This is a genomic window from Streptomyces sp. 2P-4 (genome assembly GCF_030167965.1).
In the GTDB taxonomy this organism is placed as follows: Bacteria; Actinomycetota; Actinomycetes; order Streptomycetales; family Streptomycetaceae; genus Streptomyces; species Streptomyces globosus_A.
On sequence record NZ_CP095011.1, the window covers coordinates 5748870 to 5762390 of the forward strand.

Sequence of the window (13521 nt, forward strand, 5' to 3'; positions counted from 1 at the left end):
CCGGTGTCGCCGCCGGGGGCCGACTCTAGCCGCCCGGCGCCCCGGCCGGGAGGTGCCTCCGGCGCGAACAAGCACACCGGCGCCGCTCCCGCGGACGGCTTCCGCGGGAACAGCGCCGGCACTGCCGTATGTGGTTCTCCAGCCGGCCCGCACCGTCGCCCCGAGTCGGACGGTGCCGAGCGGCCCCCGGCCTCAGCCGGGAGTTTCTTCCCCGTGGGGCCGGCTCAGCTCTCGGCCAGGATGTGTGAGAGCTCCTTGTCGAGGTCGAAGTGCCGGTGCTCGGTCCCGGGCGGGACCGCGGCGTCCGTCCGCTTGAGGAATGACTCGAGTGCCCGGGCGGGCGCCTCGAGCAAAGCTTCTCCCTCCGGTGAGCTCAGGGCGATGCAGACGACGCCCTGACCGTGGCTGCGGGACGGCCAGACACGGACGTCCCCGGTTCCGGTGGGCCGGTGCAGGCCCTCCGCGAGCAGGTCGCGGGCGAACACCCACTCGACCGTCTCCTCGGCGCCGGTGTGGAAGGTGGCGTGCACGGCGTAGGGGTCGGCCGTGTCATACCGCAGGCCCGCGGGAACAGGCAGTGAGGACTCGCTCGACACAACGAGGCGCAGGTGCAGCTCGCAGCTGACCGTGGTGTTCATAAGCGCCAGGGCCTTTCGCTCAGTGTGCGCTCGGGGATTCGCACGTCGGCGAAATCGACATGCCACCTACGGTGCCGTTGTAAACCCCTCTGACCGTTTTGCGGCCCTCTGGGTCCCTCGGACGGCGGATCCAAACCTCCGTTCACGTGTGCTTCCGGCTCCGGTAGATTCGAGCCCATGAACACGGGGAGTCACCGCGAGGCCGGGGCGTCCAACGCCCAGGAGACCGCCGGGCACGTCGTCGGCGGGGCCGCCGGCAGCAGCGCCGGAGAGACCGAACAGGAAGCGCCGCACGTTTCGAGGGCGCCGGAATTCATCAAGAGGCGCCGCACCCTGCACCTGAGCTGGCAGGTCGGCGTCTTCATCGTCGGCCTCGCCGTGATCGGCGCAGGCGCGGCGATGCTCGTCCTGCCCGGCCCCGGGTGGGTCGCGATCTTCGCCGGCCTGGCGATCTGGGCGACCGAGTTCGCCTGGGCGCAGCTCGTCCTGCGCTGGACGAAGCGCAAGGTCACCGAGGCCGCCCAGAAGGCGCTCGACCCGAAGGTCCGCCGCCGCAACCTGATCCTGACCGGCACCGGTCTCGTGATCGCGGGCGCGCTGATCGGCTTCTACCTGTGGGAGTACGGGCTCACACTGCCCTGGGACCTCAAGGACCAGTGATGGTCCGGGGCGCCGCTGACATGCGGTAATGTTTGCGGTGTGCCCGGGCGATTAGCTCAGTGGGAGAGCACTTCGTTCACACCGAAGGGGTCACTGGTTCGAACCCAGTATCGCCCACCCGGACCGAGGGCCCGGAGACGTGAAACCGTCTCCGGGCCCTCGGCGTTTCCGCCGGGGCCCGCCCTCAGACCAGCCGGCCCAGCGCCTCCCGCAGGCGCCGCGCGTCGCGCAGCCGCTTCTCGTACGTCGCCCCGACCGCCAGGAGCAGCAGCCCCGCCAGCGCCGGGAGCACCCAGCGCGGCAGCAGCCCGGCCACCTGCACCACGTACGGGGCCAGCTCGTGCACCGCGACGGCCGCCAGGCAGGCCCCGCCCAGCAGCAGCGGCGCCTGGAGCCGCCGGCGGGCGCCCGCCAGGGTCACCGCCAGCGCCCCCGCGCCGAGCAGCAGCGGCCGCAGCCAGTGCCCGTCCCCCCACACCGCGGCCAGGCTCGGCAGCAGCGTCGCGGCCAGGCCCGGCCCGTACGCCGTCCAGGAGGAGGCCAGCGGGTCCCGGCGGCGGCGTACGAAGCCCACCGCGAGCGCGGCCGCCGTCACCGGCAGCGTGTACGCCTCCACCGCCGCCACCCCCGACTCCCACAGCCGCAGCCAGGCCGCGGCCACGCCGAGCACCGCCGCGGCCCACCCGAGCCGGCGCCGCTCGGACCGTACCGCGGCTCCCGCGCACACCACCCCGGCGAGCGCGCACGCCGCCGACCACAGCGCGGGCCGGCCGGCCGGGAGCAGCACCGCCACCACACCGGCCGCCGCGGCCGCCGCCTCGGCGGGCACCCGTACGCGCCCCAGGCGCGGGCCCGCGGCCGCCACCGCGGCCGGCACCGCGAGCAGCGGCAGCGACCAGCGGGGCGCCGACAGCCCGGCCAGCGCGCCGGCGGCCGCCACCAGGCCGGCGGCCGCCACCAGGCCGGCGGCCGCCGCCACGGCGAGCACCGCCCCGCCCGCCCGCACGGCCGCCGGAGCGGTACGCCGGGCCGCCACGGCCGCGCTGCCCGCGCCGACGGCGCCCAGGACCGCGAAGGTCGCCGCCCGCCCGTCCAGGGCCGCCAGGGACACCGCCACCGCACCGGCCGCCGCGCAGAGCGCCGCAGCAGCCCGCGCCGGGCCGTCCGCCGCGGCCGCGGCCGGGCGCACCGCGAGGAGCGCGGACGCCGCCGTCACCGCCAGCTGGGCGCCGAGCACCGCCGCGACCGGCAGCCCGTACCCCAGCGGCGCCGCGAACAGCGCGGCCCAGCCGCACACCACCGCGGCCGCGCCCGCCGCCGCGGGCCCCGCCGCCGGGGTGGCCGCCGGGGCGGCCGCGGAGCCGGACCGGCCGGCCGCTGCGGGCGCGCCGCCGGCCGGAGGGACGGCATCCGCCGCGCCCACCAGGCCGCGCCGCCCGCCAGCAGCAGTGCCACCACGGCCGCGGCGCCGGGACCGTGCGCATCGGCCGGGGCCGTCGCCTCCCACGCCTCGCGCACCACCGAGAGCCGCCCCGCCACGGCCCGGCCGGCCGCCGCCAGCCCCCACAGCGCAACGAGGGAGGCCACCGCGGCACCCGCCGCACCCAGGCCGCGCCGCACCGACCCCGGCACCCCGCCGGCCGCGGCCGCCCCCAGCAGCGGCAGCGCAGCCGCCAGCACTGCGACCGCCGCCCAGCCCCCGGACACCTCCGGCAGCACCGGTCCGGCCAGCGCCGCCACCGCGGCCAGCCCGCCCGCCGACGCCGCCACCGCGGCCGACGGGAACCGCCAGGCCACCGCCACACCCAGCACCGCGCACCCCGCCGCCAGCAGCGCCGGACCCGCGGCGGCCCCCGCGCTCCCGGCCGCGGCCAGCCGCACCGCCGCCGCCAGCAGGGCACCCGCACCGAGCAGGCCCGCCGGCACCCACACCGCCGCGGCCGTCCACGCGGCCCGCGCCCGCAGCCACCCCGCGCACGCCGGGACCGCCGCGAGGGCGCCGTCCAGGGCCGCCGTCGCCAGCAGCGCCCACCCGAACGCCACCGGGCCCGCCTCCGCCGCGAGCGCCGCCAGCGGCAGCGGCAGCTGCACCGCGAGCACCGCGGCCGGAGCGGGCACCGCGAGCCGGGGGAGCACCGCCCCGTACGCCGCCCACAGCGCGGCCAGCACCGCCGCGGCCCCCGCCGCGTACGCCGTCCCGTCCGCCCCCGTGAACGCGACCGCGTACAGCGCGTACGCGTCCAGCACCGTCAGCAGCAGACCCACCGCCGCCACCGACTCGGCCGTCGACCGCAGCCCGCGCCGCACCAGCAGCGCCGGCGCGGCCAGCGCCCCCGCCGTCACCGCAGCCAGGACGGCGGCCCGCCCGCCGATGCCCAGCGAGCCCCAGCTCACCAGCGTGAACGCCAGCGCCGCCACCGCCAGCAGCACCGCACCCAGCGTCAGGAGCACGTTCTGCGCGCCCGGGGCCGACGCCTCGGGGCCGCGCCCCGCCCCCGGCACCGGGGCCGCCGCGGCACCCCATCCGGCCGGAGCCGCCCACCCGGCGGGCGCCGCCGACCGCAGCAGCCACTCCCGGCGGGCCAGCAGATAGCCGCGGCGCGCATCCAGGTGCGCCAGCTCGCGGTCGATGAGCGCCAGCTCCTGGGCCGGCGGGAGGGGTGTGTCCATGCCCCGCAGTGTGGCGCCCGCCACCGGCCGGGAACATGGGGCCCCCTACTCAGATCCGCCCTGAGTACCGACACTGGTCGCATGGGCCCCCGCCGCACCGCCCGCGCAGACCGCACCCCCGACCCCCGCCGCCTGCCGTCGGTACACCGGTTCCGCTTCCGCACCGCCTGGGATCTCGACGCCCCGCCCGACCGCGTCTACGCCGTCCTCGCCCGCGCGGAGGACTACCCCCGCTGGTGGCCCCAGGTCCGCCGGGCCGAGCGCACCGGCGGGCACACCGGCACCGCGTACATCCGCTCCGCGCTGCCGTACACGCTCCGCGTCACCACCGCCGAACTCGTGAGCGACCCCCGCGGCGGCATCCTCGAAGCGGCCCTCGGCGGCGACATGGAGGGCTGGGCCCGCTGGACCGTCCGCCCCCGCGGCACCACCGGGACGCGGGCCCTGTACGAGCAGGAGGTCGAGGTCCGCCGCCCGCTGCTGCGCCGGCTCTCCGGGCCCGCCCGGCCCCTGCTGCACCTCAACCACGCCCTGATGATGCGCGCCGGACGGCGGGGTCTCGCCCGCCTCCTGGCCGGCCCGCCGGAAGCGGTTTGAACCCGGGCCCGTGCCTCTTGTATTGTTCAGTGCGTTCCCGGGCGATTAGCTCAGCGGGAGAGCACTTCGTTCACACCGAAGGGGTCACTGGTTCGATCCCAGTATCGCCCACCGCCGGGACAGGCCGGTCCGTCAGACGACGGACCGGCCTTCCGCATTCCGGACTCTGCCGGCGGCAACGTCCCTGCCGCGCAGCGGGCTTCACGCCGCCGTCGACACCTCCGGCCGCAGCGGCCAGTGCGGGTCCACCACCTCCGGCGTCCCCTGCCGCTGGAACCACGCCTGCAGCCCGCGCGCCTGCGCCGCGTACCAGACCGCCTGCAGCGTGTGCAGCTCCGCCGGACTCAGCCGCTCCAGCCGGCCCGCGAACCGGCGGCCGACCGCCCGCACCACCTCCAGCGACGCCAGCGCGTCCGCCGCCGCGTCGTGCGCCCCCTCCAGCTCTATCCCGTAGTGCGCACACAGGTCCGCCAGCGTCCGCCGGCCCTTGCGGTACCGGTCCAGGTGCTTGTCCAGCACCCGCGGGTCGAGCACCGTCAGCGGCCGGTTGTCCAGGTACCGCGCCAGCGACGACGCCCGGTGCCGCCGCAACTCCCGGTCCAGCAGGGTCAGGTCGAACGGCGCGTTCATCACCACCACCGGCCGGCCCGCCACCTGCTGCTCCGCCAGCGCCCGGGCTATCTCCTCCATCACCGGCGCCGGCCACCGCCCGTGGTGCTGGAGGTGGTCGTCCGTCAGACCGTGCACCTCCGTCGCCTCCCGCGGCACCGGGATGCCGGGATTGACCAGCCAGCGGGTCTGGCGGACCCGGCCGCCCGCACACTCCTGCACGACGAGAGCGGCGGACACGATCCGGTCCCGCTCCACGTCCACTCCGGTCGTCTCCGTGTCGAATGCGGCCAGCGGCCCCTCGTACCAGCGCGTCATGGCGAACTCCTCGTTCCCGATCGGCGGATGGGGCGCACCGCGCCGCCGCCCCCCTCGCCCGATTCCGTGATACCCGGCCCGTTTGCGCCGTACGCCGTTTGCGGCCGGTCCGGTACGGAGACAACTTCCCCGGGGGGCCGCACACATGAACGGCCGTCACCCCGTCGACAACCACCCGGCATTGCCCGCGAGGCAGGGGGAGCCGGCCATGGCACTCACCCGACCCGAACCGGGCGGGGTGCTGCCGGGGCAGACCGGCGCGCAGGACAGCGCGCGCCCGGCCCCGCTGCGCGGCACGCTCGCCACCACCGCCTGCATGGAGACCCTCCAGGTGGGATACCTGCACGCCGTCGCGGCGGCCGCCGGCTGCTCGCTCTCCCAGCCGTTCCCCGACAACGGCATCGACTGGCAGGTCAACCACGGCGCGCCCGAGCACACCGTCGACGACGAGGTCACCATCAAAGTCCAGCTGAAGGCCACCTACCAGGTCGCGCCCGCCCCGGCCGGGCCCACCTTCGGCTTCACCCTCGACAACGAACACCTCGTCAAGCTCGCCCGCACCCCCGTCGCCGTCCACAAGATCCTCGTCGTGATGCTCGTCCCGCGGGAGCGCGACCAGTGGCTCGCCGCCGGGCACGACCGGCTCGACCTGCGCCACTGCTGCTACTGGACCAACCTCGCCGGGCACCCCGTGACCGGCCGCCGGCGCACCACCGTCCGGATCCCCACCGCGCGGATCTTCGACGACCGGGCCCTGTGCGAGATCATGACCCGGGTCGGGTCGGGAGGGACACCCTGATGCACCGCAATCCGCCGGACCGCGACCGCCGCCAACCGCCCCCGCCGCTGCCGCCTGCGCCGCCCGCGTACGCCGCCCGCCCGGCCCGCCCCGGCGTCCCCGGCCCCGGCGACCCCGCGGACCCGGCGCCCGACCCCGCCCGCGTCGACCCCGCCGTCCTCGGCGCGCTGCTGCGCCGGCACGGCTGGCAGCGCCGCGGCGGAGCCGCCGGGCGCTTCGGCCGCTGGACCCCGCCCGCGGCCGGCCCGGGCACCGCCCCGGCCAGCATCCTCGTCCCGGAGAGCCGCGCCTTCCCCGACTGCACCGACCTCCTCGAAGAGGCCCTCGCCGCGCTCGCCCGCAGCGCCCTGCCCGCCGCCCGCGAGGTGCTGTACGGCCTCGGCGTCCCCAGCGACGAGGTCCGCTGGGAACGCCGGGTCCCCCAGGGGCCCTCGGGGGCGTACGGGCTTCCCGGCGAGGCCGCCTGGAGCGTGCAGGAACAGCTCCGCTCGGCCGCACGCCGGCTCCTCCTCGCCGGGGCCCTCGCCGACCGGGCCCGCGTCGGCTACCACGGGGCCCGGCACCGCGCCCGCGCCGAACGCGCCCTCGACGGGGTCCTCGTCGGCCCGGCCGCCGACGGGCGGGCGCTGAGCGCGTACGTGCCCGTCGCCGGCGGCCGCGGCCCGGTGGCCCGGCTGCACCACGCCCTGCACGCCGCCCGGGAGGCCGTCGACTACCGGCGCGCCACCGGCCGCATGGAGGCCTTCGACGCCGCGGTCCCCGCCGGCGTCAGCCGGGAGCTCGCCGACGCGCTCATCGCCCTCGTCCGCGGCTCCGAGGGCGCCCGGATCGCGCTGGCCTGGGCGCCGGCCGCCGGGCCGCCCCCCGGGTGCGCGGCCCGCCCGGAGCCGGTCGAGTTCTCCCCCGGGGACCTGCCCGCGCTCCGCGAGGCCGCCGCCCGCTACACCCGGGCCGAGCCGGCCGTCCCCGTGCGGCTCTCCGGAACGGTCGTCCGGATGCGCCGGTCCGCCCCCAGCGGCGGGGGCACCGTACGGCTGCGGGTGCTGTCCGGCGCGGAGATCGCGTACGCCCGCGTCTCCCTCGGCGAGGACGCCTACCGGGTCGCAGGCCGCGCCCACCTCGCCGGCGTCCCGATCCGGCTCACCGGCCGCCTCCAGCGGCGCGGCGGCTTCCGCCGGCTGACCGACGCCGAGGACGTGGCGCCCGTCCCCCTGGACGAGGTGCAGCGCGACCGCCTGATGAAGACCCTGGACGACCCGTCGGACTTCCTGCCCGCCGACGACCAGCCCCTCTAGGGCCTGTATGGAGTTGCCCCGTGGAGCAAGGAGCGGCGTTCGGTGCGTACCCTCGGTGTGCGGGACGAATGTCCTCGTAGCGGAGCTACTAGGGCATTCGGCCCGTGCGCCGAGGGTGCGTGCCGGGCGTCGCGACGCCGCGGGGCAACTCCATACAGGCCCTAGGACCGGCGCGGGGCCAGCGCGAACGACGCCATCGCCAGGCCCGGCGCGGGGGAGAAGTCCGCACCCCGGACGAAGCCCAGCCGCTCGTACAGGGCGACCGCCGGCGCGTTCGCCGCGCCCGTGGTGACCGTGACCGGCACCCCGGGCGGGAGCTCCCCCAGCAGGTGCCGCAGCAGCAGCGAGGCGATGCCGAGGCGGAAGCGGGCCGGGTCCACGCACAGCCGGTCCACGCACACCGAGCCGTCCGCCTCCCGCTCCCAGGCGACGAAGCCGGCGATCTCCCCGTCCGCACCGACGGCGCCCCGCCACCGGAGAGGTCTGGTGCGCATCTTGGCGAGGCTCTCGTGCAGAGCGGGGATGCCGTCGAAGCCGATCAGCTCCGCCTCCACCGCGTACGCCGCCCGCCCGATCCGGTGGACGGCGGCGGCGACCTCCTCATCGGCCAGGTCCAGCGGCCGCACCGGCCATGTCGTCGTCATGGGCCCACGCTATCCGCGGCGCGGGCCGCCGGAGCAGCGGGCCGGCGGCAACCGCTTCGCGGCGGACCCGCTCCGCTCGGTACGATTCACACGCGCGGCGTCCACCGCCGCACGCCTCCCCGGGCCGACCGCCGGGAGGCGCCACCAGAGTCAGGAGAGACCGTGTCAGACGTCCGTGTGATCATCCAACGCGATTCCGAGCGGGACGAGCGCGTGGTGGCCACGGGCACTACGGCCGCCGACCTCTTCGCTGACGACCGCACCGTCATCGCCGCACGCGTCGCGGGCGAGCTGAAGGACCTCTCCTACGCCGTCCAGGACGGCGAGACCGTCGAGCCCGTGGAGATCTCTTCCCCGGACGGCCTCGACATCCTGCGCCACTCCACCGCGCACGTCATGGCCCAGGCCGTGCAGGAGCTCTTCCCCGAGGCGAAGCTGGGCATCGGCCCGCCGGTCCGGGACGGCTTCTACTACGACTTCGACGTCGCGAGGCCCTTCACCCCCGAGGACCTCAAGGCCATCGAGAAGAAGATGCAGGAGATCCAGAAGCGGGGGCAGAAGTTCTCCCGCCGCGTCGTCACCGACGAGGCCGCCCGCGAGGAGCTCGCCGACGAGCCGTACAAGCTGGAGCTCATCGGCATCAAGGGCGCGGCCTCCACCGACGACGGCGCGAACGTCGAGGTGGGCGCCGGCGAGCTGACCATCTACGACAACCTCGACGCCAAGACCGGCGAGCTGTGCTGGCGGGACCTCTGCCGAGGCCCCCACCTGCCGAGCACCCGCAGCATCCCGGCGTTCAAGCTGATGCGGAACGCGGCCGCCTACTGGCGCGGCAGCGAGAAGAACCCGATGCTCCAGCGCATCTACGGCACCGCCTGGCCGTCGAAGGACGAGCTGAAGGCCCACCTCGACTTCCTCGCCGAGGCCGAGAAGCGCGACCACCGCCGCCTCGGCACCGAACTGGACCTGTTCTCCATCCCGGACGAGATCGGCTCCGGCCTCGCCGTCTTCCACCCCAAGGGCGGCATCATCCGCCGGGTCATGGAGGACTACAGCCGCAAGCGGCACGAGGAGGAGGGCTACGAGTTCGTCTACTCGCCGCACGCCACCAAGGGAGCCCTCTTCGAGAAGAGCGGCCACCTGGACTGGTACGCGGAGGGCATGTACCCCCCCATGCAGCTCGACGGCGGTACCGACTACTACCTCAAGCCGATGAACTGCCCCATGCACAACCTGATCTTCGACGCGCGCGGGCGCTCGTACAGGGAACTGCCCCTGCGGCTCTTCGAGTTCGGCACCGTCTACCGGTACGAGAAGTCCGGCGTGGTCCACGGCCTGACCCGCGCCCGCGGCTTCACCCAGGACGACGCGCACATCTACTGCACCCGCGAGCAGATGGCGGAGGAGCTGGACCGCACCCTCACCTTCGTCCTGAACCTGCTCCGCGACTACGGCCTGACCGACTTCTACCTGGAGCTGTCCACCAAGGACCCGGAGAAGTTCGTCGGCTCGGACGAGGTCTGGGAGGAGGCCACGGCCACCCTTCAGCAGGTCGCCGAGAAGCAGGGCCTGCCGCTGGTCCCGGACCCGGGCGGCGCCGCCTTCTACGGCCCGAAGATCTCCGTCCAGTGCCGTGACGCCATCGGCCGCACCTGGCAGATGTCGACCGTCCAGCTCGACTTCAACCTGCCCGAGCGCTTCGACCTGGAGTACACCGCCGGGGACGGCTCACGCCAGCGGCCGGTCATGATCCACCGTGCGCTGTTCGGCAGCATCGAGCGGTTCTTCGCCGTCCTGCTGGAGCACTACGCCGGCGCCATGCCGCCGTGGCTCGCCCCGGTCCAGGCCGTCGGCATCCCGATCGGCGACGCGCACGTGGACTACCTGAAGGACTTCGCCGCCGAGGCGAGGAAGAAGGGCCTGCGGGTCGAGGTGGACGCCTCCTCCGACCGCATGCAGAAGAAGATCCGGACCTGGCAGAAGCAGAAGGTCCCGTTCATGATCATCGTCGGTGACGAGGACATGGCCGCGGGCACGGTCTCCTTCCGCTACCGCGACGGCTCGCAGGAGAACGGTGTCCCGCGCGACGCTGCCCTTGCCAAGCTCGTCGACGTGGTGGAGCGCCGCGTCCAGGTGTGACCTGCTCCCCGCCGCGAGCGGGGAGGGAGCCCCCCGGGAAGTGATCACTCCCCGGGGGCTTCGTCGTCGCCCTCCTGGGCGAAGACCGACAGCAGCCATGAGGAGAACGAGCCGGTCACCGCGCCCAGCAGGGCCAGACCGCCGATCATCATCCCCACCGCCACGGTGCGGCCCCGGACCGTCACCGGGACGACGTCCCCGTACCCGACCGTGGTGAGGGTGGCGGCCACCCACCACACCGAGTCCCCGAAGGTCCTGATCGTCGCGTCCGGTGCGTGGCGCTCCGCCTGGTACACGTTCAGCGCCCCGGCGAAGCCGAGCAGCAGCGCGGACAGCCCGGCGTACGTGATCACGCGCGCATGGAGGCCGAGGCGGGCGCGGCTGCCGCGGCGCCGGATCGCGGTGTACACCTTCACCACCCGCAGGGGGCGCAGCAGCGGCAGCACGAGCACGACGGTGTCCAGCCAGTGGGTGCGGACGAAGCGGATCGGCCGCTGCCGGCTGAGCCGGTAGCGCACGGCATAGTCCACGAGGAACATCAGCCAGGTGACGCCCACGGCGACCAGACCCGTCTCGCGGACGAACCGGTTGCCCTCCGGCACCAGGACGTGCAGCGCGTAGCCCGCGAGGAAGACCAGGGAGGCTGCGAGCAGCGGCAGCTCCGCCCCGGCCTCCCAGCGTTCCAGCCGGGGGTCCGGGGGCACCGTGGCTTTCGGCGTGCGGTGTCTCATCCGGTCAGGATGGCCGCACGCCGGGGGATCTCCGCCCCGGCGACACGCCGCCCGGCGGCAAGGTCATATGCTGCATGGCATGACGACTGAGCCGGAGCAGCAGAACGGCGTGGGTACGCAGGACGCCTTCCAGCGTCTGTGGACCCCGCACCGGATGGCGTACATCCAGGGTGAGAACAAGCCCACCGGCCCCGCGGCCGGGGACGGCTGCCCCTTCTGCGGGATCCCGGCGATGTCGGACGCGGACGGGCTGGTCGTGGCCCGCGGCAAGCACGTCTACGCGGTGCTGAACCTGTACCCGTACAACGGCGGCCACCTGATGGTGGTGCCCTACCGGCACGTCGCCGACTACACCGAGCTGGACGCCGACGAGACGGCCGAGCTGGCCGACCTGACCAAGCGGGCCATGGTGGCGCTGCGCAAGGCGTCCGGGGCGCACGGTTTCAACATCGGCATGAACCAGGGCGCGGCGGCGGGCGCCGGGATCGCCGCCCACCTGCACCAGCACATCGTGCCGCGGTGGGGCGGGGACACCAACTTCATGCCGGTCGTCGGGCACACGAAGGTGCTGCCGCAGCTCCTGGCCGACACCCGGCAGATGCTCGCGGACTCCTGGCCGGGCGAGTAGGACACGCCGCGGGGCGGGAGGCGGCAGCCGCCTCCCGCCCCGTTTGCGCGCTCCTCACGCGTCGTACACGTCCGCCTTGCGCGGTGCGGCGTCCTGGACGAGGCCGCTGACGATGAGCGAGCGGTTGGTGAAGCGGTCGATGTCGACGCCGTTCTCGTCGAGGACGCGCATCGCGGCGGCGTGCACCGCCCGCAGGACGGGGGTCGCCGCGCGCAGGGCGTCGTCGGCCATGAAGCGGTGGCGCCAGGGCTGCCCCGCCCAGACGTGCCGGACGCCGAACGGCTCGGGCAGGACGAGCTTGCCGCCGAAGAACTCCAGCAGCGGCGGGTACCAGGTGAGCGGGGCGCGGACCGCGAGCCGCACCACCTCCGCCGCGTCGACCAGCGGCAGCGGGCGCTCGACCGTCTCCCAGAAGCGGACGGACTTGGGGACCTCGACCTTGGGGGCCGCCGACTTGGTCGTGAACAGGCCGTGGACGGGGCCGAGGGCGTGCCCGGTGACCTCGACGCGGAGGGTCTTGTAGAGGACCGTCACCGTGACCAGCATCGTGATCACGAGTTGGCCGTCCCACAGCGGGTACTGGATGCCGAGGTAGTGCCGGTTGCCGCCGCTGAACTGCTGCTCGTTGCAGATGCGGGTGACCTCGTGCGGTTTGACGAGGAACGTGTCGACGTCCGCGCCGGACGGCCGGGCCACCTCGCCGGCGCCCTCGCCGACGGGGGTGACGATCCAGTGCTGGATGCTCGCCGGCGGGAGGCCGCCGGTGTGCAGGGGGCCGCGCTCCAGCTTGCGCAGCTCGCTGTCGATCGCGCGTATGACGTCCCAGCTGCGGAAGGGGTGGATCTCCGCGGTGCCGGGCTTGGGGGCGAGCTCCTCGGCGAGCTGCCAGCTGCCCCAGCGGGTGCCCATGCCGAGGATGCCCTTGGGGCCGGCGTAGAAGACGGAGTTGCTGCGGTTCTCGGCGGTCAGCCTGGCCAGGGAGAGGCGCAGGTCCTCGCGGGCCTTCTCGTCCGGGTTCCCGGGGACCGCCTCGGGGATCTTCGCGCCGACGCCGCCGCCCGACAGGAGGCCGTCCCACCGGGAGCGCAGGTCGGCGGCGGTGGACTCGCAGATGCGGCGGGCGAGGAACCAGCCGACCGCCGGGGCGATGACCATGCCGCGCAGGTAGAGGCCGAGGAAGCCGTCGAACGGGAGCCGGAACATCATCACGGCGACGACGACGGCGACGCCGACGAGCAGGAGCGTGCTCATCCAGGAGGCGTACTTCTCGTTGCCGGTCAGGGTCCTGCGCAGCTGGAACAGGGCGAGCCACAGCAGCAGGCCCGGCAGGAACAGCACCCCGGCGACCAGCATGATCAGCCGGAGCTTGCGGTCGCGCTGCTTGCGGATGTGCGAGGCGGCCAGGCAGTGCTCGACGACGGTCTGCGGGTCGGCGCCGAAGGACTGGATGAGCGGCTTGCGGCCGGCGGGGATGGTGCGGGCCTCGACGGCGCGGCAGAAGGCCTCGCCGAGGTTGGGCTCGAACAGGGAGATCTTCGGCGGCTTGACGGTGGAGGAGTGGTACTCGTTGTCGGCGCCGAGTATGGAGGAGAGCTTGGTGTCCTTCCCGCCGTCGCGGTAGGCCGCCGAGGCCAGCGCGTGCGTCGCCGCGGTCTGGCCCCCGCCGCCCTGGAGGGGTACCTGCGCCCCCGGCCTGAAGTCGAATCCGTCGTCCGCCACCGCTGCCCCCAACCCCCATCGCTGTGCGTCGTGCTCGCGTACCGCCCGGACGAGCCTATCGGCGTATCCGCTCC

13 protein-coding genes and 2 tRNA genes are annotated in these 13521 nt (G+C 75.0%); 8 read left to right on the forward strand and 7 right to left on the reverse strand.

Annotation, left to right across the window (positions count from 1 at the left end):
* Nucleotides 1-224: 224 nt before the first annotated feature.
* A complete protein-coding gene (locus tag MUK52_RS25560; protein WP_030011909.1) occupies nucleotides 225-638 on the reverse strand; it encodes an SsgA family sporulation/cell division regulator in 414 nt (137 codons plus the stop codon).
* Between the two features lie 177 nt (nucleotides 639-815).
* Here MUK52_RS25560 and MUK52_RS25565 point away from each other — a divergent pair, with 177 nt between their 5' ends.
* Both MUK52_RS25565 and MUK52_RS25570 read left to right on the forward strand, forming a co-directional pair.
* Nucleotides 816-1298: a TIGR02611 family protein gene (locus MUK52_RS25565; protein ID WP_284580343.1), complete on the forward strand. Its 483-nt coding sequence runs from the start codon at nucleotides 816-818 to the stop codon at nucleotides 1296-1298.
* A 45-nt stretch (nucleotides 1299-1343) separates the two neighbouring features.
* Nucleotides 1344-1415, forward strand: a tRNA-Val gene (locus MUK52_RS25570).
* A 67-nt stretch (nucleotides 1416-1482) separates the two neighbouring features.
* Here MUK52_RS25570 and MUK52_RS33200 read toward each other — a convergent pair.
* The gene (locus MUK52_RS33200) at nucleotides 1483-2598 is read right to left on the reverse strand and encodes an SCO7613 C-terminal domain-containing membrane protein (RefSeq protein WP_350206020.1); all 1116 of its coding nucleotides are present in this window, start codon (nucleotides 2596-2598) and stop codon (nucleotides 1483-1485) included.
* Entirely contained in the window at nucleotides 2511-3968 is a 1458-nt protein-coding gene (locus MUK52_RS33205) for a hypothetical protein (RefSeq protein WP_350206022.1), read from the reverse strand. The genes MUK52_RS33200 and MUK52_RS33205 overlap by 88 nt, the downstream gene beginning before the upstream one ends.
* A gap of 81 nt (nucleotides 3969-4049) precedes the next feature.
* On the opposite strand from MUK52_RS33205, the gene MUK52_RS25580 reads away from it, so the two are divergent.
* On the forward strand, nucleotides 4050-4565 hold the full coding sequence (locus MUK52_RS25580) for an SRPBCC family protein (RefSeq protein WP_114056791.1): 516 nt from the start codon (nucleotides 4050-4052) through the stop codon (nucleotides 4563-4565).
* 39 nt (nucleotides 4566-4604) lie between these two features.
* A tRNA-Val gene (locus MUK52_RS25585) sits at nucleotides 4605-4676 on the forward strand.
* A gap of 90 nt (nucleotides 4677-4766) precedes the next feature.
* On the opposite strand, the gene MUK52_RS25590 is transcribed toward MUK52_RS25585, so the two are convergent.
* Nucleotides 4767-5492 (reverse strand): 3'-5' exonuclease, encoded by a 726-nt coding sequence (locus MUK52_RS25590; protein WP_114056790.1) that lies wholly within the window; start codon nucleotides 5490-5492, stop codon nucleotides 4767-4769.
* Between the two features lie 208 nt (nucleotides 5493-5700).
* On the opposite strand from MUK52_RS25590, the gene MUK52_RS25595 reads away from it, so the two are divergent.
* Together MUK52_RS25595 and MUK52_RS25600 are read left to right on the forward strand one after the other, a co-directional pair.
* A complete protein-coding gene (locus MUK52_RS25595) occupies nucleotides 5701-6291 on the forward strand; it encodes a DUF4365 domain-containing protein (protein WP_114056789.1) in 591 nt (196 codons plus the stop codon).
* Nucleotides 6291-7586, forward strand: coding sequence for a hypothetical protein (locus MUK52_RS25600; protein ID WP_246042645.1), 1296 nt, complete (start codon nucleotides 6291-6293; stop codon nucleotides 7584-7586). The genes MUK52_RS25595 and MUK52_RS25600 overlap by 1 nt, the downstream gene beginning before the upstream one ends.
* Before the next feature lie 161 nt (nucleotides 7587-7747).
* Here MUK52_RS25600 and MUK52_RS25605 read toward each other — a convergent pair whose 3' ends face one another.
* Nucleotides 7748-8230, reverse strand: coding sequence for a GNAT family N-acetyltransferase (locus MUK52_RS25605; RefSeq protein ID WP_284580349.1), 483 nt, complete (start codon nucleotides 8228-8230; stop codon nucleotides 7748-7750).
* Nucleotides 8231-8392: 162 nt separating this feature from the next.
* On the opposite strand from MUK52_RS25605, the gene thrS reads away from it, so the two are divergent.
* Complete coding sequence (thrS, locus tag MUK52_RS25610) at nucleotides 8393-10369, forward strand: threonine--tRNA ligase (RefSeq protein ID WP_114056787.1); 1977 nt, start codon at nucleotides 8393-8395, stop codon at nucleotides 10367-10369.
* Nucleotides 10370-10413: 44 nt separating this feature from the next.
* Here thrS and MUK52_RS25615 read toward each other — a convergent pair whose 3' ends face one another.
* Entirely contained in the window at nucleotides 10414-11100 is a 687-nt protein-coding gene (locus MUK52_RS25615) for a potassium channel family protein (RefSeq protein ID WP_114056786.1), read from the reverse strand.
* A 67-nt stretch (nucleotides 11101-11167) separates the two neighbouring features.
* On the opposite strand from MUK52_RS25615, the gene MUK52_RS25620 reads away from it, so the two are divergent.
* A complete protein-coding gene (locus tag MUK52_RS25620) occupies nucleotides 11168-11728 on the forward strand; it encodes an HIT family protein (protein ID WP_114056785.1) in 561 nt (186 codons plus the stop codon).
* 54 nt (nucleotides 11729-11782) lie between these two features.
* Here MUK52_RS25620 and MUK52_RS25625 read toward each other — a convergent pair whose 3' ends face one another.
* The gene (locus MUK52_RS25625; RefSeq protein WP_284580352.1) at nucleotides 11783-13447 is read right to left on the reverse strand and encodes an AbeC-like domain-containing protein; all 1665 of its coding nucleotides are present in this window, start codon (nucleotides 13445-13447) and stop codon (nucleotides 11783-11785) included.
* Nucleotides 13448-13521: the final 74 nt, after the last annotated feature.

Bases quoted from the DNA above. Each gene is read 5' to 3' on its own strand.
- MUK52_RS25560 (WP_030011909.1), bottom strand. From the start codon at position 638: ATGAACACCACGGTCAGCTGCGAGCTGCACCTGCGCCTCGTTGTGTCG.
- MUK52_RS25565 (WP_284580343.1), top strand. From the start codon at position 816: ATGAACACGGGGAGTCACCGCGAGGCCGGGGCGTCCAACGCCCAGGAG.
- MUK52_RS33205 (WP_350206022.1), bottom strand. From the start codon at position 3,968: ATGGACACACCCCTCCCGCCGGCCCAGGAGCTGGCGCTCATCGACCGC.
- MUK52_RS25580 (WP_114056791.1), top strand. From the start codon at position 4,050: ATGGGCCCCCGCCGCACCGCCCGCGCAGACCGCACCCCCGACCCCCGC.
- MUK52_RS25590 (WP_114056790.1), bottom strand. From the start codon at position 5,492: ATGACGCGCTGGTACGAGGGGCCGCTGGCCGCATTCGACACGGAGACG.
- MUK52_RS25595 (WP_114056789.1), top strand. From the start codon at position 5,701: ATGGCACTCACCCGACCCGAACCGGGCGGGGTGCTGCCGGGGCAGACC.
- MUK52_RS25600 (WP_246042645.1), top strand. From the start codon at position 6,291: ATGCACCGCAATCCGCCGGACCGCGACCGCCGCCAACCGCCCCCGCCG.
- MUK52_RS25605 (WP_284580349.1), bottom strand. From the start codon at position 8,230: ATGACGACGACATGGCCGGTGCGGCCGCTGGACCTGGCCGATGAGGAG.
- MUK52_RS25615 (WP_114056786.1), bottom strand. From the start codon at position 11,100: ATGAGACACCGCACGCCGAAAGCCACGGTGCCCCCGGACCCCCGGCTG.
- MUK52_RS25620 (WP_114056785.1), top strand. From the start codon at position 11,168: ATGCTGCATGGCATGACGACTGAGCCGGAGCAGCAGAACGGCGTGGGT.